Source organism: Mesorhizobium sp. LMG17149 (genome assembly GCF_024518695.1).
In the GTDB taxonomy this organism is placed as follows: Bacteria; Pseudomonadota; Alphaproteobacteria; order Rhizobiales; family Rhizobiaceae; genus Mesorhizobium.
The window spans coordinates 380,521-399,871 of the sequence record NZ_JANIFL010000002.1 but is presented as its reverse complement, the minus strand read 5'-3'; the positions used below and the strand labels follow the sequence as shown (position 1 = coordinate 399,871).

17 protein-coding genes are annotated in these 19,351 nt (G+C 61.5%); 9 read left to right on the top strand and 8 right to left on the bottom strand.

Translation table 11 applies throughout. From position 1 onward, the window contains the following. Window positions 1-23: 23 nt before the first annotated feature. Together NP945_RS05195 and NP945_RS05190 are read right to left on the bottom strand one after the other, a co-directional pair. On the bottom strand, window positions 24-764 hold the full coding sequence (locus tag NP945_RS05195) for an ABC transporter ATP-binding protein (RefSeq protein WP_256745745.1): 741 nt from the start codon (window positions 762-764) through the stop codon (window positions 24-26). 7 nt (window positions 765-771) lie between these two features. Beyond that, complete coding sequence (locus NP945_RS05190; protein WP_236382859.1) at window positions 772-1,659, bottom strand: ABC transporter permease; 888 nt, start codon at window positions 1,657-1,659, stop codon at window positions 772-774. Window positions 1,660-1,978: 319 nt separating this feature from the next. Here NP945_RS05190 and NP945_RS05185 point away from each other — a divergent pair, with 319 nt between their 5' ends. From NP945_RS05185 to NP945_RS05175, 3 genes are all read left to right on the top strand, one after another. Next, entirely contained in the window at window positions 1,979-3,955 is a 1,977-nt protein-coding gene (locus NP945_RS05185) for a nucleoside-diphosphate sugar epimerase/dehydratase (RefSeq protein ID WP_256745744.1), read from the top strand. Window positions 3,956-3,988: 33 nt separating this feature from the next. Beyond that, entirely contained in the window at window positions 3,989-4,924 is a 936-nt protein-coding gene (locus tag NP945_RS05180; protein ID WP_256745743.1) for a glycosyltransferase family 2 protein, read from the top strand. 122 nt (window positions 4,925-5,046) lie between these two features. Next, window positions 5,047-5,589, top strand: a complete 543-nt coding sequence (locus tag NP945_RS05175; protein ID WP_256745742.1) for a sugar transferase — start codon at window positions 5,047-5,049, stop codon at window positions 5,587-5,589. Window positions 5,590-5,640: 51 nt separating this feature from the next. On the opposite strand, the gene NP945_RS05170 is transcribed toward NP945_RS05175, so the two are convergent. Further along, window positions 5,641-6,576, bottom strand: a complete 936-nt coding sequence (locus tag NP945_RS05170) for an NAD-dependent epimerase/dehydratase family protein (RefSeq protein WP_256745741.1) — start codon at window positions 6,574-6,576, stop codon at window positions 5,641-5,643. Continuing rightward, window positions 6,573-7,898, bottom strand: coding sequence for an O-antigen ligase (locus NP945_RS05165; RefSeq protein WP_256745853.1), 1,326 nt, complete (start codon window positions 7,896-7,898; stop codon window positions 6,573-6,575). The genes NP945_RS05170 and NP945_RS05165 overlap by 4 nt, the downstream gene beginning before the upstream one ends. A 489-nt stretch (window positions 7,899-8,387) precedes the next feature. Between NP945_RS05165 and cysD the strand changes: the two genes are divergently transcribed. Genes cysD through cysQ form a run of 3 tightly spaced genes read left to right on the top strand, consistent with a single transcriptional unit; the run spans window position 8,388 to window position 12,032 of the window. Continuing rightward, window positions 8,388-9,293, top strand: a complete 906-nt coding sequence (gene cysD, locus NP945_RS05160; RefSeq protein WP_027035869.1) for a sulfate adenylyltransferase subunit CysD — start codon at window positions 8,388-8,390, stop codon at window positions 9,291-9,293. 2 nt (window positions 9,294-9,295) lie between these two features. Beyond that, window positions 9,296-11,233, top strand: a complete 1,938-nt coding sequence (gene cysN, locus NP945_RS05155) for a sulfate adenylyltransferase subunit CysN (RefSeq protein WP_256745740.1) — start codon at window positions 9,296-9,298, stop codon at window positions 11,231-11,233. Window positions 11,234-11,243: 10 nt separating this feature from the next. Further along, on the top strand, window positions 11,244-12,032 hold the full coding sequence (cysQ, locus tag NP945_RS05150; protein WP_164748814.1) for a 3'(2'),5'-bisphosphate nucleotidase CysQ: 789 nt from the start codon (window positions 11,244-11,246) through the stop codon (window positions 12,030-12,032). Between the two features lie 15 nt (window positions 12,033-12,047). Here the strand turns inward: cysQ and NP945_RS05145 are convergent, their stop codons facing one another. The 4 genes from NP945_RS05145 to NP945_RS05130 form a co-directional block, all read right to left on the bottom strand. Then, entirely contained in the window at window positions 12,048-13,190 is a 1,143-nt protein-coding gene (locus NP945_RS05145; protein WP_256745739.1) for a DegT/DnrJ/EryC1/StrS aminotransferase family protein, read from the bottom strand. A 248-nt stretch (window positions 13,191-13,438) separates the two neighbouring features. Next, complete coding sequence (locus NP945_RS05140) at window positions 13,439-14,362, bottom strand: carbohydrate kinase (RefSeq protein WP_256745738.1); 924 nt, start codon at window positions 14,360-14,362, stop codon at window positions 13,439-13,441. Continuing rightward, the gene (locus NP945_RS05135) at window positions 14,359-14,805 is read right to left on the bottom strand and encodes an RbsD/FucU family protein (RefSeq protein WP_256745737.1); all 447 of its coding nucleotides are present in this window, start codon (window positions 14,803-14,805) and stop codon (window positions 14,359-14,361) included. The genes NP945_RS05140 and NP945_RS05135 overlap by 4 nt, the downstream gene beginning before the upstream one ends. Further along, a complete protein-coding gene (locus NP945_RS05130; RefSeq protein ID WP_127327157.1) occupies window positions 14,805-16,031 on the bottom strand; it encodes an ROK family transcriptional regulator in 1,227 nt (408 codons plus the stop codon). The genes NP945_RS05135 and NP945_RS05130 overlap by 1 nt, the downstream gene beginning before the upstream one ends. A gap of 266 nt (window positions 16,032-16,297) precedes the next feature. Here NP945_RS05130 and NP945_RS05125 point away from each other — a divergent pair, with 266 nt between their 5' ends. The 3 genes from NP945_RS05125 to NP945_RS05115 all read left to right on the top strand — a co-directional run bounded on the left by NP945_RS05125 (window position 16,298) and on the right by NP945_RS05115 (window position 19,281). Further along, the gene (locus NP945_RS05125) at window positions 16,298-17,275 is read left to right on the top strand and encodes a sugar ABC transporter substrate-binding protein (RefSeq protein WP_372337956.1); all 978 of its coding nucleotides are present in this window, start codon (window positions 16,298-16,300) and stop codon (window positions 17,273-17,275) included. A 159-nt stretch (window positions 17,276-17,434) separates the two neighbouring features. After that, entirely contained in the window at window positions 17,435-18,496 is a 1,062-nt protein-coding gene (locus NP945_RS05120) for an ABC transporter permease (RefSeq protein WP_127269995.1), read from the top strand. After that, the gene (locus NP945_RS05115; protein ID WP_245472424.1) at window positions 18,472-19,281 is read left to right on the top strand and encodes an ATP-binding cassette domain-containing protein; all 810 of its coding nucleotides are present in this window, start codon (window positions 18,472-18,474) and stop codon (window positions 19,279-19,281) included. Before NP945_RS05120 ends, NP945_RS05115 begins: the two co-directional genes overlap by 25 nt. Window positions 19,282-19,351 lie beyond the last annotated feature (70 nt).

Here is a 19,351-nt window from a genome sequence, read left to right as displayed (position 1 = left end):
AATAGTATCCGGGAAGAGTACCTTTAAGACTTAGCTCGCGTTCCAGCCCTCTTTGCAGGTTTCGTCGTGAAGGCTTCGACCCTTCCGTTCTTAAGCGTCATTCTTTTCGTACATACGCTTTCGAGCAGGCTCTCATTGTGGGTCGCCAGGACGATGATGCCTGCCTTCTCTGCCAGTTCATCCATGCGTCGTTTGGCTTTTTCCTGAAACGCGGCGTCGCCGGCGCCGATCCACTCGTCCATCAGCAGAATTTCGGGGTCAAGCGCTGTAGCCGCAGAGAAAGCAAGACGAGCGGCCATACCCTGGCTATAGGTTTTGAAAGGGACATCGATAAAGTCGCCAAGTTCGCTGAAGGCGATGATCTCCGGCATTTTTTCTTGGATCTCGGCCTCGGTCCACCCGCTGATCAAACCCCTCAGAACAATGTTTCGCCGCCCCGTCGCTTCGGGGCGAAATCCTATGTTGATGTTGAACAAAGCGTCGACTTTGCCTTCGATGGCTACTATGCCGGCCGATGGCTGATAGATGCCGTACAACACCTTGAGCAGTGTCGTCTTGCCGGCCCCGTTTGGGCCGACCAAGCCTAACCGATCGCCTGCTTTGAGTTCAAAGCTGACATCTTCCAGCGCCTGCACGACCTGCTTGCCGCCGGAACGTCCGATTTTGCCTCCAAGACCACCCAGGCGCCGGTCAGGCGCCGTAAGCGTCAACTTGTCGTAGAGGCGGTAGGCGAGGCTGACATTGTCCAGCTTGATGGAAATCATTTTGAGCTCAGATCAGGAAAACGACGCGCTTGCGATATCCGCCCAGCAGCAGCAACGCAACCGCCCAGAAAGCCAAAGAGATGTAGGCGGTCACAGCAAAGGCATGCATTGGGAAGTCGCCGCTCGCGATTGGCGCGCGCACCACTTCCAGAAAATATGTGAACGGATTCCAATGATAGGCATAGTTCTGTATACCGCCTTGCCCATGATAGGCCCAGAAGACTGGCGTAAGAAACGTACCGACCCGCATGATGTTGCCGACGATGAACTGGGCATCGGGAAAGAATGCACCCAGGAATGCGAAAACCGTTACGATTGCAGGGGTCGCGAGCACAATCAGCAATAACCCCGGGACAGACAATAGCCACTCAGCGCTGATTCCCAAGCCGCTCAGCAGCAGGATGACGATGCAACCCGCCACCGAATAGCTCGCTCGGATGACACATTGCACCGTCAGCCGCATCACATACACGAAGAGTGGCAGCCTCGTGCCTTGAATGAAACTGGCTTCGCGGGAGAACAGGGGCACGCTCAGGCTGATCATCTCCATGAGGTAGAACCAGACAACCAGGCCGATCGAAGCATAGGCCGTGTATCCGGCCGAATCCGTGTCTTTGGTCTTGAAAACGAAGATGAAAGTGCCAATGAATGCCAGATAATTGACCAGCATCCAAAGCGGGCCGAGCGTCGTGCGTCTGTGCTGGTCGCCGATGTCCTCGTGGGCAAGCGCGATCCAGACCCGGTGTAATCTCATGGCCTTTGAGATGTCGTCAAAAGCGCCGTTTAGTGCCGCAATCATAGCTGGGAGTATCGCAATCCGTTGTTCTGGCGCATTATTCTTCGCTGGCCATAGCGAACCACCAAGCCCGTCTCTAATAGCCATTTCGATGGGCATATGGCAACGCATTGCGTCGTAACGCGGTGGGGAGCAGAGTCAACTGCGGCAAAACTGAGCGCATGCTGATGCTGCGTGGCTTATCTATTAGCGTTTGATAATGTTGACTTTACGGCAATCGCCCGAGCATGATCCATGTTCTCCACTGGAAGCCTCTTGTCCGAAAAAACCTCTAGCTATGCCCTCGCCCCCGAAGTATGCGATACAGGACGGCGGGGGCCGGGGATAGCACTTGAGCAAGGTGATTGGTCGCGAAGTAACTTCGTGTTCGCACCTCGCTGGTGTTGATGCCCTTGAGCCTGGAGTCTAGTGCCGTCCAATGAATTCCCACCTAGAAGCTGTGTTCGGGCTCAGGCCACAGATGCGGCGCGCCTTCATCATGGTCCAGGACGTGGTCATGGTCCTGGTCGCCGTGGCGCTCAGCCTTATCCTTTCGCGGTCGAATCTTTCGTTCGAAGCGTTCTCCAACGAGGGTCTGGCGACATGGGCGGGCATCGTCGTCATCAGCCATTTGCTGTTTCGCTACAGTGGCCTCTACACCACCGTGTGGCGCTTCGCCTCGACGCCGGACTTTTTCAACATCCTGAAGAGCTGTGCGATTTTGACGTTCACTCTTTACATGGCATCGCTGCTGCTGCGTTTTTACCGGCCGGTGGCGGGGCTCAACGAGCGTCAGTTCATCGTCTTCTTCCTCGTCTCCTTCACCATCATCTCTGCACCCCGGCTGTTCTACCGCTTCCTGCGTGACGGCGCGAGCTGGGGCATTCTTGGCCGCAAGTCCGATGATACTGAGCCCAAGCGCGCGCTGTTCGTTGGCCGGCTCGGCGAGGCCGACCTGATCATTCGCTTCACGCGCACGGCGCAACCGGCGGACTATTCCATCGCGGGCATCATGGCGACCGAGCGCGGCGCCCCGTTGGGCACGCGGATTCAAGGTGTTCCCGTGGTGGCGACCCTGCCGCGCCTGATCGATGTCATGGAAGACTATGCGACCGGCACCAAAAGCCTGGACTTGCTGATTTTCGGCAGCGGCGCCGAGCACGAAATCGAGGACTATTCGGAACTCGTGCGCATTGCCCGGCACGGCGACATAAATGTGGTGCAGTTCTCAGGCCTTTCGGAGTTGGAACAGCACGGAAAGCTGGTTCTCGACACCGTCGAGATGGAAACGATCCTGCGCCGTCCGGCGGTCGCGTCCGACATCCAGCGCATCGGCGCCTTTGTCAGCGGCAAACGCGTTCTGGTGACCGGCGGCGCCGGTTCTATCGGCCAGACGCTGGTCAAGCGGTCGCTGGAACTGGGAGCCGAGGCGGTGCTGGTCGCCGACAACTCCGAGTTCGGCATTTTCCAGTTGAGCCAGTATGTTGACGAGAAGGACCATGACCGCCTCAAGGTCCGCATCGTCGATGTCGCGGACCGGCGCCAGATAATGCGTGTCGTCACCGAATTCCGGCCGGACATCATCTTTCACGCCGCGGCGCTCAAGCATGTTCCGCTGCTCGAGGAGAACTGGGATTCGGCCATCCAGACCAACATTTTTGGAACGCTCGTCTGCGCCGAGGTTGCCGCCAAGTGCGGGGTTGCGCAATTTGTCCTGATATCGAGCGACAAGGCGGTGGATCCCTCATCGGTGCTTGGCATGACGAAGCGGGCCGCCGAACAGATCATCAGCGCCTTGCATGGCGAGACGGGCGGGCGTGACCCGGCCACCAAGTTCATTGCAGTGCGGTTCGGCAATGTCTTCGGCAGCAATGGTTCGGTGGCGACCATATTCCAGGCGCAAATCGAGGCTGGGGGGCCCGTCACCATCACCGACCGGCGCATGACGCGCTATTTCATGACCGTGGCCGAAGCCGTCGATCTCGTCATCATGTCGGCGGCCGATGCCGCGTCGCGGCAGAGCGGAGACGATTATGCCGTCTATATGCTCGACATGGGCAAGCCGGTGCCGATTCTTGAAGTGGCCGAAACGATGATCCGCTTGTCCGGAAAGAGCCCATACAAGGACATCGCGATCCGGTTCACCGGCATCAGGCCGGGCGAAAAACTTCACGAAACGCTGCATGGCGAAGACGAGGAACTCGTCGAACTAGGCATCTCGAAGGTTTTCGGCCTCAGCACGGACGTCGTGGAATGGTCGGATGTCCAGGTCGCGCTCTCGGCCCTGCAGCAGTCGGCGAAAAACCAGGACAAGGCTGCCGCGCTCGCCGCATTGGCAGGTCTCGACCGCGCCAAGAAGGCCAGGGCAAGTGCGAGGCAAGACGCGATCCCGAAAACGGCGGGGCAGGCGAGCTAGGCCCGGTTCAGAATTCAGAAAGCGATCTTGCTCGTGAGCAAAGATGATCTGCGCATCGCGGTCCTGATGGGCACGAAAGACGGCGCTACCTTCATCGAGGAGCAGCTGCAATCCCTGTTTGCGCAGTCGCACCCGCTGGTCGACCTGTGGATTTCAGACGATGGCTCCACCGATGGCACGACCGCCATCATCGAGACATGGAAATCCCGCTGGCGGCCCAAGGGTCGGATGACGCTGGTGGAGGGGCCGCGGCAAGGCTTCGCCGCCAATTTCCGCTCCATGATCGTCGATCGACGCATCGAGGCGGACTGCTATGCCTTCTGCGACCAGGACGATATCTGGGAGCCCGACAGGCTGGAGAGCGCTATCAGCTGGATGCGGACCCAGGATGCGAAAACCCCGCTGATGTTTTGTTCGCGAACCGCAACCATGACGGAAACAGGAAGCCTTGTCGGCCATTCGCCGCTGTTTGCCCGGCCGCCATCCTTTCGCAATGCGCTTGTGCAAAGCATCGCCGGCGGCAACACAGTCCTGCTCAACGCCGCGGCACGCGACCTGCTGGCCAGGGCCTCCACGCGGAGCGGGTTCGTCAGCCACGACTGGTGGGCCTATCTCATCGTGACCGCCGCCGGCGGCATCGTCCGCTACGATCCGCGGCCGCTGGTGCGCTACCGGCAGCACGCGGCGAACCTGGTCGGCGCCAACGTGTCCTGGAAAGCAAGGTTCTCTCGGCTTGGCCGCCTGTTCAAGGGGGAATTCGCCGGCTGGACGGACCTCAACCTCGACGGTCTCGCCGTCAATCGCGATCTCCTGACCGAGGACGCGACGGCGTGCCTCGACCTTTTCATCCGCGGGCGCAACGGTGGCCTTTCCCGCCGCTTGGCAGGCTTGCGCCAAAGCGGCGTCTATCGGCAGACCGTTTCCGGAAACATTGGGCTCTATCTCGCCTTCATCCTGGGGCGCATCTGAACATTGCGACGGCTGCGTGGCGCGCTTGGTCAAGAGATCGGCTCATGCTACTTCGGCCGGATTGACGGCATCTGCCTGCGGCGTTGCCTCGGGACTTCGGCAGGGAGCACTATCGGCCGTTCATGAAGGCAGCCAAGAAAATCTTCGATGTTGCCGGTGCGGCTCTGCTGCTGGTGGCCACATCTCCTGTCTTGGCGCTCACCGTCCTTGCCGTTCGGGCATCGTCGCCGGGCCCGGCTATTTTTTCGCAGGTGCGGGTCGGCCGTGACGGTCGGCTTTTTCGCTGCCACAAGTTGCGCACGATGTATGTCGGGACGCCGTCACTGCCCTCGCATGAGGCGCCGGTGGATTCCGTGACATCGGTCGGGAAGGTCTTGCGGAAGTTCAAGCTCGACGAGCTGCCACAATTCTGGAACGTCCTGAAGGGCGAAATGAGCCTGGTCGGGCCGCGCCCCTGCCTGCCGACCCAAACGGAATTGATCGAGTGTCGCAGGCGGCTGGGGGTTTTGGCGGCGCTGCCGGGCATAACCGGCCTGGCCCAGATCAGGGGCATCGACATGTCGAACCCGGAGCTTTTGGCCGAAACGGATGCTGCCTACCTCCGCACTGCGTCGTTCTGGCTCGATTTTCGGATCCTGTTTGGAACGCTCTACCGCAGACCATGATCCCAAAAAGTGGAAGCCGGTTTTTGGAAAAGACTACGGTCAGCAAGAAAGTCAGGATCTACCGAGCCGCGCCAGCTCGGCCAGCCGCTCGAGCGTGCCGGCTTCAGGCATCCACCCCTGCGATACCAGCAGAGCGGGGTCGCATATCTGTGTCGCGGTCAGGCTGTCCCAGAACGCCCGCCTGCCGAGCGCGGCCACGACCGGCCGCATCAGGCCGGCCGGCACAGCCATCAGGCGCACAGGCCGCCCCAAACCTCTGCGAAAGGCGGCGATGATGGCCTCGGCGGCGACCGGCGGCACATCGGCGCCGACGTAGATCGGGCGAAGCGGTCCGGAATGGCTGAGCAGGTGCGACACTGCTCGCACCGCGGCCTCGGAAGACATCAGCGAGCGGATTCCGGTCAAGGCACCCGTCGGCAGCGGCAGCGGCGTATCGGCAAGGCGCATCAGCGTTGCCAGATTTCCCCTCATGCCGCTTCCATAAACCGGAGGCAGGCGCAACACGGCGGCGTCGGAGCGCCCGTGTAACGCGTAGGCGTCCAAAACCTTGATCTCGCCTTCGCGCTTGGAGCGTCCATAGGCGCATTGTGGGGCAGGAAGCGTGTCCTCGTCGATCGTTGCGCTGACATGCGCGCCGATCACCGCTCGGATCGAGGAGAGATGGATGAAGCGTCCACTGGCCTGTGCCGCCGCGGCATGCGCCAGCCGCGCGCTCAATTCCACATTGGCCGCCTGGTAATCGGCTTCGGTTGCATTTCCCTGATCATTGTTGAGGCCGGCGCAATGGACGACGTTCGTCATATGACGGGTCAGTTCCAGGAAGGCGGCGGCCGGCGCATCGAAGCCGGGCATCGGCACAGTCTCGTTCTCCGAACCAAGCCTCTCGGGATGGCGGGAGGCGAGGCGAAGCTCGGCACCGGCTTCGCGAAGGTGGCGCACGACAAGACGCCCGATGAAACCTGTCGCGCCCGTGACCAGAACCTTCATGGCCTTGCCCGAAACAGCTCTTTGCTGACTGATGGAAGTGCTCGCTCTTCCATCACTGGTGCAAGTACCTGCTCTTCCAACAAAGGAACATGGCGGCCGGAGGCGAGATATGTTCCGCTCACCAGGAAGACCATCAGCACCGAGTCCAGAATGTCGTGGCCGATCAGGATGCCTGTCATTCCGGCCGTCAGATAGGTGATCACCACGACGACAATCATGGTCGCGCCGAACCGCTCGCTCGGATCGTTGCTGTTTCGCAAGACCCGGGCGGCATTTCCAGCGGCAACGATAAAGATCGCCGCCAGCGTCACGGCGCCCAGAATTCCCGCTTGCACCAAGGCGGTCAGGAAGCCGTTGTGAAAATGGTTGAAGCCTGTGTCCATCGCGAACTGCTCATGAAAGCCCTGCTTGATCAGATGCTGGGTTGCACCCACACCGTGCCCGAACAGTGGCATGTCATGGAATGCTTTGAGGCCGATCTCCCAAAGCGCAACACGTATTCCCAACGAGGTGCCGTAATTACCGCTGGCTCCAAGCGCGCCCCAATCGGAACGCAAAAAGTCGACCCGCCCGGATATCGCCTGGAAGCTGGAAGCGGCGATCACGACGCCGACCGCCGCCAGCAGCAGCAGCAGGCGAATGGCATTCCTGCCTCTGAGCCTGTGCCGGTTGATCAGCATGACGGCGATGCCGGCGATCAGCAGTGCCAGCCAGACGATACGCGAGCCGGAATAGATGACGGCGATCGTCCCGGCCAGTGCCGCGTAGAAGAGTGGGGTCCGGGCTTGCTCAACACCGGACAAGGCGCCAGCCACACACATCACCACGGCAAGGCAGACGACGGTTGCGAAGACGATCGGATTTCCGGCTCCACCCTCGGCCCTGACGCCAATCCAATATTGCTGGATGACGGCCATGAGCAGCGCGGCAAAACAGGCGGCCATGCTGGAAAGCACGATGATGCGGGTAAGCGTGGTTTTCTGCGTGATGCTCCAGGTCGAATAGGACACGGGAAAAAACAGGAAGGTGACGAGCGGGATAAGATGTGGCGCATCCCGGGCGAGCGAATTGTTGACGATGGACGCCAGGAGATTGGAGGCGCAGTAGGCATAGATCGCGACCGTCATCCAGATCATGGGCCGGTCGGCGTTGAAGCGCCTTTTCCTCAAAGCAATCAGCAGGACTGACGAAAGGCCTCCGCCATTGAATACAAAGCTGACCACCGATCCCAGAACCGGTGGAAAAAAGAAGCAAAGGATGGAGAAGTAGTTGTTGATCCGCGAAGGCGTGAATTGCTGTCTCAGGGATGAAAGCCGGGTCAATTTTCGGGCTCGCTGTCTTCGGCAAGTTTCATGCGGCGGATCTTGTTTGGCGAAGTTGAATGCGCTCGCCTCGAAATTGCCCCATGCCTCATGATGCACTTGCCCGCTTCCCGAGGCTGGTATAGCGGCTGCCCCCCATTTTCGATAGTGTATAGGGCAGATTGCCACCGAAAATCGGCGGCAGGCGCGGGCCGACCAGAGGAAGTCCCTTGAAAGCCGCAACTGGTCCATTCAAGCAATATTTTCCCCGGGTTTTCTGGGCCGTTGAGCTTGCGGGCAGGAATTTCCGGGTTTGCCGGCATCTGTGGAAAATTCATTCTCGAACCATGTGCGGCCGGGCCAGTCTTGCATTGTTCTTGACAATGGCGATCTGCTAGAACGCCGGCACGAGAAAGATTGTCCACAAACAAGGCTCGAACCGGGCGCGAAGAGCTCGATGATTTGAGGCAAGGTCTTCTGTTGGAAGATACGAAAGAACGCCCACGGCCCATGACAACAGCGCTTACGCATCTTCAGCGGCTTGAAGCCGAGTCCATCCATATATTCCGTGAGGTTGCGGCCGCTTTTGCCAAGCCGGTCATGCTCTATTCGGTCGGCAAGGATTCATCCGTGTTGATGCATCTGGCGATGAAGGCGTTTTATCCCGCCAAGCCGCCGTTCCCCTTTCTTCACGTCGACACGACGTGGAAGTTCCGCGAGATGATCGCCTTTCGCGATCAGATGGCGCAGAAACTCGGCTTCGATCTCCTGGTTCATGTCAACGAAGACGGCGTGCGCGACAACATCAATCCGTTCGACCATGGTTCGAACACCCACACCCATGTCATGAAGACCGTGGCGCTGCGCCAGGCGCTCGACAAATACGGTTTCGATGCGGCCTTTGGCGGCGCTCGTCGCGACGAGGAGAAATCGCGCGCCAAGGAGCGCATCTTTTCCTTCCGCAACGCCCAGCATGTGTGGGATCCGAAGAACCAGCGCCCCGAAATGTGGAAGATATTCAACACCCGCATCGCATCGGGTGAATCGATCCGCGTCTTTCCGCTGTCGAACTGGACCGAACTCGATATCTGGCAGTACATCCTGCAGGAAAGTATCCCGATCGTGCCGCTCTATTTCGCCAAGGAACGGCCGGTGGTGGAACGCGACGGCATGCTGATCCTGCGGGACGACGAGCGCATGAAACTGCGCCCCGGCGAGACAGTGGAGAACAGGCTGGTGCGGTTTCGCACGCTGGGTTGCTATCCGCTCACCGGCGCCATCGAATCGGATGCCGACACGCTGGAAGCCATCGTCGGCGAAATGCTGACGGCACGGACATCCGAACGGCAGGGTCGCCTGATCGATCGCGATGAAGCCGGCTCGATGGAAAAGAAGAAGCGCGAGGGGTACTTTTGACCATGCGCCACATCATGGCAAAGAGCCTCGCTCCCACCGACGGCGTTCGCGACTATCTGGCGGCGCAGGAGAAGAAGTCGCTGCTGCGCTTCCTGACCTGCGGCTCGGTCGATGACGGCAAGTCGACGCTGATCGGGCGCCTGCTGTCCGACACCAAGCAGATTTTCGAGGACCAGCTCGCCGCGCTCGAACGCGATTCGCGCAAGCATGGCACGACGGGCGACGACATTGATTTCGCGCTGCTGGTCGACGGTCTGGAGGCCGAGCGCGAGCAAGGCATCACCATCGACGTCGCTTACCGCTTCTTCGCCACGCCGAAACGCAAATTCATCGTTGCCGACACACCTGGCCACGAGCAATACACCCGCAACATGGCCACCGGCGCCTCGACCGCCGACCTGGCGATCGTGCTGATCGATGCCCGGCAGGGTGTGCTTCGCCAGACAAGGCGGCATTCGATCATCGCCTCGCTGCTCGGCATCCGCCACGTCGTGCTGGCCGTCAACAAGATCGATCTTGTCGATTTCGATCAGGCGGTTTTCGACCGGATCGTCGAAGACTACGGACAATTCTCGCGCGATCTCGGCTTCCAGACCATTGTGCCGATCCCGATGTCGGCCCGTTATGGCGACAATGTCAGCCGCCGGTCGGAAAGCATGGAATGGTATTCCGGTCCGACGCTGATCGAGCATCTCGAAACCGTGTCGGTCGACGAAGCGATGGTCGAACTGCCGTTTCGTTTCCCTGTCCAGTATGTCAACCGTCCCAATCTCGACTTTCGCGGCTTTGCCGGCACGGTCGCCTCCGGCTCGGTTGCGCCCGGCGACGAGGTCGTTGTCGCCAAGTCCGGCAAATCCTCGCGCGTCAAGCGGATCGTCTCGTATGGCGGCGATCTCGCCCAGGCGGCCGCCGGCCAGGCCGTCACGCTCGTCCTCGATGACGAAGTCGAAATCTCGCGCGGCAACATGCTGGTTTCGCCTGCCGCACGGCCGCAGGTCGCCGATCAGTTCGCCGCCAACATCGTCTGGTTCGACGAGCATGCGTTGCTGCCAGGCCGCTCCTACATCCTGCGCACCGAGACCGACCAGACCAGCGCCACCGTCACCGACCTGAAATATCGGATCAACGTCAACGACTTTGCCCATGAAGCGGCCAAGTCGCTCGAAATGAACGAAGTCGGCATCTGCAACATCTCGACGCGGACGCCGATCGCCTTCGATCCCTTCGCCGAAAACCGCACCACCGGCGCCTTCATCCTGATCGACCGCATCACCAACGCCACGGTCGGCGCCGGCATGATCCTGCACTCGTTGCGCCGCGCCGAAAACATCCATTGGCAGTCGCTCGATGTCGGCAAGCGCGTGCGCGCCGACATGAAGAACCAACGGCCCGCCGTGTTCTGGTTCACCGGGCTGTCGGGTTCCGGCAAGTCGACCATCGCCAACCTGTTCGAAAAGAAGCTGTTCGCCACCGGCCGCCACACTTATATCCTGGACGGCGACAACGTCCGTCACGGTCTCAACCGCGATCTTGGCTTCACCGACGCCGATCGCGTCGAGAACATCCGCCGCGTCGCCGAAGTGGCGCGTTTGATGGCGGATGCCGGGTTGATCGTCATTGTTTCGTTCATTTCGCCCTTCAGCGCCGAGCGGCGCATGGCACGTGAATTGATGGCCGACGGAGAATTCGTCGAGGTGTTCGTCGATACGCCTTTCGAGGAATGCGCCAGGCGTGATCCGAAGGGCCTCTATGCGCGCGCGCTGAATGGCGAGATCAAGAATTTCACCGGCGTCGATTCCCCTTATGAAGCGCCGGAAACCCCGGAGGTCCATCTGCGGACACTCGGCAAGTCGGCCGAAGAGATGGTCGACGCCCTGGAACACTGGCTGAACGAGCGCGACATTGCCGAAGACCAATACGATAGCGGCGGCGGCATCTGACGACAGGCTGATGCTTGAAATCTTCGAGCGCCTGGCCTTGTCGGCCGGGCGCGAGGTGATGCGCGTGTTCCACGCCGGCTGTGCGGTTGACCGTAAGTCCGACGCCTCGCCGGTTACCGAGGCGGACCGCGAGAGCGAAAAGATCATTCTCGCCGGACTGCGTGCCGCATTTCCCGATATCCCCTGCGTAGCCGAGGAAGAAGCTTCCGCCGGCATCGTGCCGCCCGACCTGGACGGGGCTTTTTTTCTGATCGATCCGCTCGATGGGACCAAGGAGTTCGTCAACCGCCGCACCGATTTCACCGTCAACATCGCGCTGGTTCGCGATGGCGTGCCGGAAGTCGGCGTCGTCTTTGCGCCCTGCACGGGCCGCTTCTTTTCCGGCCTGCCGGGCAGGGCGGAATCACTCGAAATCGATGGCGATTACCAGATCGTCGGCCGCCGGCCGATCGCGGCGAGAACGGCCGCGACACCGCTGGCCGTCGTCGCCAGTCGGTCTCACAACACACCGGAAACCGAGGCCTATATTCGCGACCTCGGTGCCGCCGAAATCGTTTCGGTCGGTTCGTCCTTGAAGTTCTGCCTTCTCGCCAGTGCCGAGGCTGATGTCTATCCGCGCTTCGGCCGCACCATGGAATGGGACACAGCGGCGGGCGACGCTATCCTGCGCGCCGCCGGCGGCATGACGCGCACGCTCGACGGCCAACCTCTGGTCTATGGCAAGCGCAGGCAAAGCGACGACGAGGATTTTGCCAATCCGCATTTCATTGCCAGCGGCAGGGCGGCGGGCCCCGGCTGAGAAAGGCTCGGCAGCTTACTCTGCCGCGGCCTGCGCCGAATTCGAGCCGATATAGTTGCGGATCGTCTCGATGATGCGGTCCTGGTCGGCTTCGCTGAGATAAGGGTGCATGGGCAGGCACAGGATCCGCTTCGGCAAGTCTTCCGATACGGCAAGGCCGGTCGGCGTGCGTGGGTAGTCGCGATAAGCGACCTGGGCATGCAGCGGCTTCACGTAGTAAATGACAGACGGAATACCCTTTTCGCCGAGATGCGCCCTCAGCCCGTCGCGCTTGGGCGTCTCGATGGCGTATTGCGCCCAGGCCGAACGGCTGTCGTCCAGATTGCGCGCCGCAGTGACGATATCGCCAAGCCCTTCGGCATAGCGTTTTGCCACCACCTGCCGGGCGACCATCTCGTCTTCGAGAATGGCCAGCTTCTCGATCAGGATCGCCGCCTGGATCGTGTCGAGGCGTGAATTGATGCCGACGCGGACATTGTCGTACTGCGTCTCGCCCTTGCCATGGAAGGCGAAGGAGCGAAGCTGCTCAGCCAGCGCATCGTCATTGGTGAACATCGCGCCGCCGTCGCCGTAGCAGCCAAGCGGCTTGGCCGGATAGAAGCTGGTCGATCCGACATGGCCGAAAGCACCGCACATCTTGCCGTCGAGCGAACCGCCCATCGACTGGGCGGCATCCTCGATCACCATCAGCCCTTCGCGGTTGGCGATCGCCATGATCGCCTCGTAATCGGCGGCTAGGCCAAACAGATCGACAGGAATGATAGCCTTCGGCTTCAGCCTTCCTTCCTTCTTGATCATGGCGATGGCCGCTTCGAGGCTGGCAATGTCGATGTTGTAGCTATGCGGGTCGACATCGACGAACACCGGCTCGGCCTTGGCCAGTGCCACCACTTCGGCGGTGGCGGCGAAAGTGAAGCTCGGCACGAACACCGCGTCACCCGGGCCGATGCCGGCCGCAAACAGTGGCAACAGCAGCGCGTCGGTGCCGTTGGCGCAGGCCACGACATGCTTGGTGCCGATATAGGCGGCAAGCTTATTCTCGAATTCGGTGACTTGCGGGCCAAGAATATAACGGCCTTCGTCGACGACACGGTCGATCGCGGCCTTCAGCCGGTCGCGGATTCGTTCGCGCTGCGCGCCAAGATCGATGAACTGCATGTCGGCCTCAAAACGGGTTAGCCAGATAATCGGCCGCTGGTACCAGAGTTGCGCTTGCCGAGAAAGCCGGGCAGGCGGAGCCCCAAATTGCCCAAGTGTCGCAGTCCGTTACCAGTATTTCCCGGCGAATGTCAGTCAGATGCCGGAAATCCGGGCTTCGTCGGGCGCCATCCCGCCCTTATAGCCCTGTAAAGAGCCCCTGCGAAACATAAAGTGATCGATTGGGCTCAACTTATGTTGAGCGTTGCTCAGGCGATTTCATGTCGCCAGGGTGGATTGGCGCCGGCCCGCGACACGGTCACTGCCGCCGCCTTCGCGCCGAGCGCCAGCGCGTTGTGGATGGCGTCTTTCGACAAGCCGGAAATCGCCGCCTTGGTCAGCAGGCCCTGCTCATGCAAGGAGGCGAGGATGCCGGCGTTGAAGGTATCGCCGGCGCCGACCGTGTCGACCACCTCGACCTTTTCCGGCATGACGGTGACGGCATGTTCCCTGGTATAGCCGACGGCGCCTTCGCTGCCATGGGTGACGACGATCAGCTTCAGGCCTCGGTCCAGCCAGTTGCGGATGACATCCTCGTGCGAGCCTGCTTCGCCGAACCAGTTCAGGTCTTCGTCCGACAATTTCACGATGTCGGCCATCGCCATCATCGCGCGAATGCGCCTGAGGTGCTTGGCCTTGTCCGGTATGAAGTTCGGCCGGATGTTGGGATCGAGCATCATCACTCGACTTTCATGCTCGCGCCGCATGAACTCCTCATAGGCACTGCCGGCGGGCTCCGAAATCAGGCTGATGGCGCCGAACAGCATGGCTTCGATCTCGCTGCCAAGCTGCGGCAGGTCGTCGACGGTCAGCATGCGGCCGGCGGTGTTCTCGTCATAGAAAGTGTAGGTCGCCTGGCCGTTGGTGAGCTTGACGAAGGCCAGCGTCGTTGGCCGTGGTGAGGTGTGCGCATAGGTGGAGCTGACCTTGCTTGCCCCCAGCGCATCCCGGAACTGGCCGCCGAACAGATCCGACGACAGGCCCGAAAAGAAGCCTGCCGGCGCGCCGAGCCGGCCAAGCGCGATCGCCGTGTTGAACACCGCGCCGCCGACATAAGGCGCAAAGGCCGGCTCACCCGCTGTCGTCGTGCGCGGCAGCATGTCGATCAGGGCTTCGCCGCAGCAGAGGATCATGGCTTCCTGGTCTCCGGCGGATGGATCACGCCCTTGCGTATGATGATGTTGGCGTAGAGCCGCGGCTCGCTGGTCGCGACGATGGCATGCGCCGATTTGACCCGTGCATAGAAGTCGGCGCCGGCCAGCGCAACCACCTTGCGGCCTGGCGCCCGTTTGGCGCAGATCGCCTCGATCTCCTGGTGGACAGGATCGGCAAGCGAGGGATCGCCCTTGACCGAGGCGCGAAACAGCGCCTCCGGCACGGCGTCATCGACAGGCAGCACACTCAATATCGCGTCGAGTACGGGGATAAGAGGGTGACCATCGGCGCGCACCAGCCGGGTTGCCTGCTGTTCCGCCGGATAGTTTCCGTCGACAAGGGCGATTTCGTCGCCATGACCCATGCCGCGCAGGATCGCCAGAAGCTCCGGACCGAGCAGCGCCGGAATTCCGATCAGCATCAGGCGCTCCTGGAAATCGTCGTCGAGCCGATCAGGAAGCGTTCGGAAAGTGGCAGGCTGGCGCCGCCGAGCGCCCGGGCATGGATGCCGACGGTTCCCTCGCGAATGGCGGGCAGCTTCAAGCCTTCGCCGTCGATCGTGGCGATTGCCGCGATGATGGCGTCGACCAGCCGGCGGCGCACCGCCTTCGGCATCCAGCCGTCGATCACCGCCGCTTCGAAATCGATGATCGAGGATGCGGCGACGATGGCGTAGGCGAGCGCCCTTGAGGCGCTGGCGATCCAGTCGTCAAGCTCGGGTCCGATCTCGCCCCAATCTTCCGGCGAGGTCCACAGATGCGAGGCTTCGACGCCGCGCGCATTGAGCGCCTTTTCGAGCATGGCGATGGAAGCGACATCGATCAGTTGGGTCGGCTTGCCGTCCGGCCCGGGCACCGGCATGGAGCCGAGCGCTCCGGCATTGCCGGTCGGGCCGCCAAAAAGCCGGCCGTTCAGCACAATGCCGCCGCCGGCAAAGGCGCCGATATAAAAATAGACGAAGTCGCGCGCAGCGCCCGCCTGGCCGAAGACGAGCTCGGCGCCGCAGGCCGACGTGGCATCGTTCTGCAAATAGACCGGAAAATCGCATTGCGCCTGGATGTCGGCCCGGATGTCGCGGTGGCGCCATTCATCCATCACGTCGCGCGGCGCGCCGGCGGTATCGGCCCAGTTCCACAATTCGAACGGCATGGCGATGCCGAGCCCGGCGATGCGCTTGTCTTGCGCGGGCGTCAGCGCGCCGCGCATCTGCCGCATGCCGTTGGTGACGAAGTCCACCGTCTCGCGCGGCGCGGGGTAGCGATAGGAATGCTGCAGCATCGAACGGACATGGCCAAGGAAATCTATCAACACCAGTTCGGCGCTGCGGCGGCCGATCTTCAGGCCAATGAAGAAAGCGCCTTCGGGATTGAGCGCCATCGGAATGGAAGGCTGGCCGATCTTGCCGCGCAACGGCGCCTGGCGCAGCAGGAGGCTTTCTTCCTCCAGCTCGCGCATGATGACCGAAACCGTCTGCGCCGAAAGGCCGGTCATGCGGGCGATGTCGGATTTTGCCAGGCTGCCGTGCTGGCGCACCAGCGACAGCACCAACCGCTCATTGTGGTCGCGCATGCCGCTCTGGTTGGTGCCGCGGTGAATGAGACTGTCATTCACCTCGGGCGAACCGTGCCTCGCAATGGCCGTTTCCACCCTGTTCCTCCCGTCGTTTCCCCTCAATGCTTTTGGGCCAGAATGGGTGAACGAAGCAAGGCTGTCAATAATAAATAAGAGTGATTTAATTATTGACAGAGGCTTCGTGCTGGTGTCTTTTGAGGCAGCGTCCACGCTGGGAGAATTTCGTTGGACGCGCTGCAGGTGCCGGTTGGCCGGCATCCGGATGGTTCCACTGGGAGGAAATCGTGACCAATACAAAACTGTTGAAATCGACCGTGTTTGCCGCCGCGGCTCTGGGGCTGATGGCGTTTGCGTCGTCCGCATCCGCGGCTGGTGTCGGTGCCTGCCTGATCACCAAGACCGACACCAATCCCTTCTTCGTCAAGATGAAGGAAGGCGCGACCGCGAAGGCCAAGGAACTCGGCGTCGACCTCAAGACCTATGCCGGCAAGATCGACGGCGACAGCGAGAGCCAGGTCGCGGCCATCGAGAGCTGCATCGCCGACGGCGCCAAGGGTATCCTGATCACTGCATCCGACACCAAGGGCATCGTGCCGACCGTGAAGAAGGCGCGTGACGCCGGCCTGCTGGTGATCGCGCTCGACACGCCGCTCGATCCGATCGACGCCGCCGACGCGACCTTTGCGACGGACAATCTCGAAGCCGGCAAGCTGATCGGTGCCTGGGCAGCCGCCACGCTCGGCGACAAGGCCAAGGACGCCAAGATCGGCTTCCTCGACCTGACGCCTTCGCAGCCGACTGTCGACGTGCTGCGTGATCAGGGCTTCATGATGGGCTACGGCATCGACGTGAAGGATCCCAACAAGATCGGCGATGAGGACGATCCCCGCATCGTCGGCCACGACGTCACCAACGGCAACGAAGAGGGCGGCCGCAAGGCGATGGAGAACCTCCTGCAGAAGGACAACACCATCAACGTCATCCACACCATCAACGAGCCTGCCGCTGTCGGCGCCTACCAGGCGCTCAAGGCTGTCGGCCTCGAAAGCCAGGTGCTGATCGTTTCCGTCGATGGCGGCTGCCCCGGCGTGAAGTCGGTGGCCGAAGGTGTCATCGGCGCCACTTCGCAGCAATACCCGCTGCAGATGGCAGCACTCGGCATCGAGGCGATCGCCGCTTTTGCCAAGGACGGAACCAAGCCGAAGCCGACCGAAGGCAAGAACTTCTTCGATACCGGCGTCAACCTGGTGACGGACAAGCCGGCCACCGGCGTCAAGTCCATCGACACCAAGGAAGGCCTCGCCAAGTGCTGGGGCTGATGTCGGTCTGACCGGCATCCAGGGAACCTGAGCGGTCGGGGCTTGATCCCCGGCCGCTTCGGGTGGACGATGGCTCGCGTGACCGCGAACAATCCCGGCAGCAGACCGGAAAGGCGTGGACTGGCGTCGGCGTTTGGCTGAAGCCTACGGGGAGTAAACATGGCTCAAGCTCAGGAATTCGAGAAGGTTCTCTCGAGCAGCGACACCAGCGTTGCCGCTTTTGACGAGCACAAATCGGCCGTCAAGCGCATCCAGCATTTCTTGCATTCGACGCCGGCCGCAGTGCCGCTGATCGTCCTGGTTCTGGCGATCATCGTCTTCGGCATCACCATCGGTGGGCGGTTCTTTTCGTCCTACACGCTGACGCTTATCCTGCAGCAGATCGCCATTATCGGCATTCTGGGTGCTGCGCAGACGCTGGTCATCCTGACCGCGGGCATCGACCTGTCGATTGGCGTGATCATGGTGATTTCAGCGGTGATCATGGGCAATTGCGCGGTCTCCTACGGCATGCCGAGCGCGCTCGCCGTGGCGATAGGGCTTGCCGCCGGTGCGGCCTGCGGACTGCTCAACGGCGTGCTTGTCGCCTACATGAAGCTGCCGCCCTTCATCGTGACGCTTGGCACCTGGAACATCGTCATGGCCACGAACTTCATCTATTCGGCCAACGAGACGATCCGCGACACCGACGTCGACACCCAGGCGCCGCTCCTGCATCTCTTTGCCATCAGCTTTAAGGTCGGCACGGCGGTGCTGACGCTCGGCGTCATTGCCACGGTCGTGCTCGTGATGATCCTCTGGTACGTGCTCAATCACACGGCATGGGGCCGCCATGTCTACGCCGTTGGCGATGATCAGGAGGCGGCGAAGCTGTCGGGCATCCAGACCAAGAAGGTGCTGATGACGGTCTACACCCTTGCCGGGCTGATCGCCGCTTTCGCTGCCTGGGTCTCCATCGGCCGCAACGGCTCGATCTCGCCGTCGGCTGCCGTCACCGACTACAATCTCCAGGCGATCACCGCGACGGTGATCGGCGGTATTTCCCTGTTCGGCGGACGCGGCTCGATCCTGGGCACGCTGTTCGGCGCGATGATCGTCGGCGTCGTCTCCATGGGCCTCAACATGCTGGGCGCCGATCCGCAATGGAAGGTGCTGCTCACCGGTGTGCTGATCATCGGCGCCGTGGCGGTCGACCAATGGATCAGAAAGGTTTCGGCATGACCATGACCCAGGAACCCATTCTCACCGCGCGTGGCCTGGTCAAGCGCTACGGCCGCGTCACCGCCCTCGACAACGCCGACTTCGACCTCTACCCCGGCGAAATCCTTGCTGTCATCGGTGACAATGGCGCCGGCAAATCGTCGCTCATCAAGGCGATTTCCGGCGCTGCCGTGCCCGATGAAGGCGAGATCCGGCTTGAAGGAAAACCCGTCTCCTTCAAATCGCCGATGGAGGCCCGCGAAGCCGGCATCGAGACCGTCTACCAAAACCTGGCGCTGTCGCCGGCGCTGTCAATCGCCGACAATATGTTCCTTGGCCGCGAAATCCGTAAACCGGGTTTTCTGGGCGATTGGCTTCGCATGCTCGATCGCCCGGCGATGGAAAAGCGCGCCCGCGACAAGCTTACCGAACTTGGCCTGATGACCATCCAGAACATCAGCCAGGCTGTGGAGACGCTCTCGGGCGGCCAAAGGCAGGGCGTTGCCGTGGCGCGTGCGGCCGCCTTTGGCAGTCGTGTGGTGATCATGGACGAGCCGACAGCCGCCCTTGGCGTCAAGGAAAGCCGCCGCGTGCTCGAGCTGATCCTCGACGTCAAGAAGCGCGGCCTCCCGATCGTGCTGATCTCGCACAACATGCCGCATGTCTTCGAAGTGGCCGATCGCATTCACATCCATCGGCTGGGCCGTCGCCTCGCCGTCATCGACCCCAAGCAATATACGATGTCCGACGCCGTCGCCTTCATGACAGGAGCCAAGGCCCCGCCGGAGGCGGCGCTGGCGGCTTGATACATGTCGCCCAAGTGGCTGGCGCATGGCGACACGGCAAGCACGGAACAGGGATTTGAAGCGCGGCGCG

Bases quoted from the DNA above. Each gene is read 5' to 3' on its own strand.
- NP945_RS05115 (WP_245472424.1), top strand. From the start codon at position 18,472: ATGGATCAGAAAGGTTTCGGCATGACCATGACCCAGGAACCCATTCTC.
- cysQ (WP_164748814.1), top strand. From the start codon at position 11,244: ATGCTTGAAATCTTCGAGCGCCTGGCCTTGTCGGCCGGGCGCGAGGTG.
- cysD (WP_027035869.1), top strand. From the start codon at position 8,388: ATGACAACAGCGCTTACGCATCTTCAGCGGCTTGAAGCCGAGTCCATC.
- NP945_RS05125 (WP_372337956.1), top strand. From the start codon at position 16,298: ATGGCGTTTGCGTCGTCCGCATCCGCGGCTGGTGTCGGTGCCTGCCTG.
- NP945_RS05120 (WP_127269995.1), top strand. From the start codon at position 17,435: ATGGCTCAAGCTCAGGAATTCGAGAAGGTTCTCTCGAGCAGCGACACC.
- NP945_RS05145 (WP_256745739.1), bottom strand. From the start codon at position 13,190: ATGCAGTTCATCGATCTTGGCGCGCAGCGCGAACGAATCCGCGACCGG.
- NP945_RS05135 (WP_256745737.1), bottom strand. From the start codon at position 14,805: ATGCTGATCGGAATTCCGGCGCTGCTCGGTCCGGAGCTTCTGGCGATC.
- NP945_RS05190 (WP_236382859.1), bottom strand. From the start codon at position 1,659: ATGCCCATCGAAATGGCTATTAGAGACGGGCTTGGTGGTTCGCTATGG.
- NP945_RS05195 (WP_256745745.1), bottom strand. From the start codon at position 764: ATGATTTCCATCAAGCTGGACAATGTCAGCCTCGCCTACCGCCTCTAC.
- NP945_RS05175 (WP_256745742.1), top strand. From the start codon at position 5,047: ATGAAGGCAGCCAAGAAAATCTTCGATGTTGCCGGTGCGGCTCTGCTG.
- cysN (WP_256745740.1), top strand. From the start codon at position 9,296: ATGCGCCACATCATGGCAAAGAGCCTCGCTCCCACCGACGGCGTTCGC.
- NP945_RS05185 (WP_256745744.1), top strand. From the start codon at position 1,979: ATGAATTCCCACCTAGAAGCTGTGTTCGGGCTCAGGCCACAGATGCGG.
- NP945_RS05140 (WP_256745738.1), bottom strand. From the start codon at position 14,362: ATGATCCTCTGCTGCGGCGAAGCCCTGATCGACATGCTGCCGCGCACG.
- NP945_RS05170 (WP_256745741.1), bottom strand. From the start codon at position 6,576: ATGAAGGTTCTGGTCACGGGCGCGACAGGTTTCATCGGGCGTCTTGTC.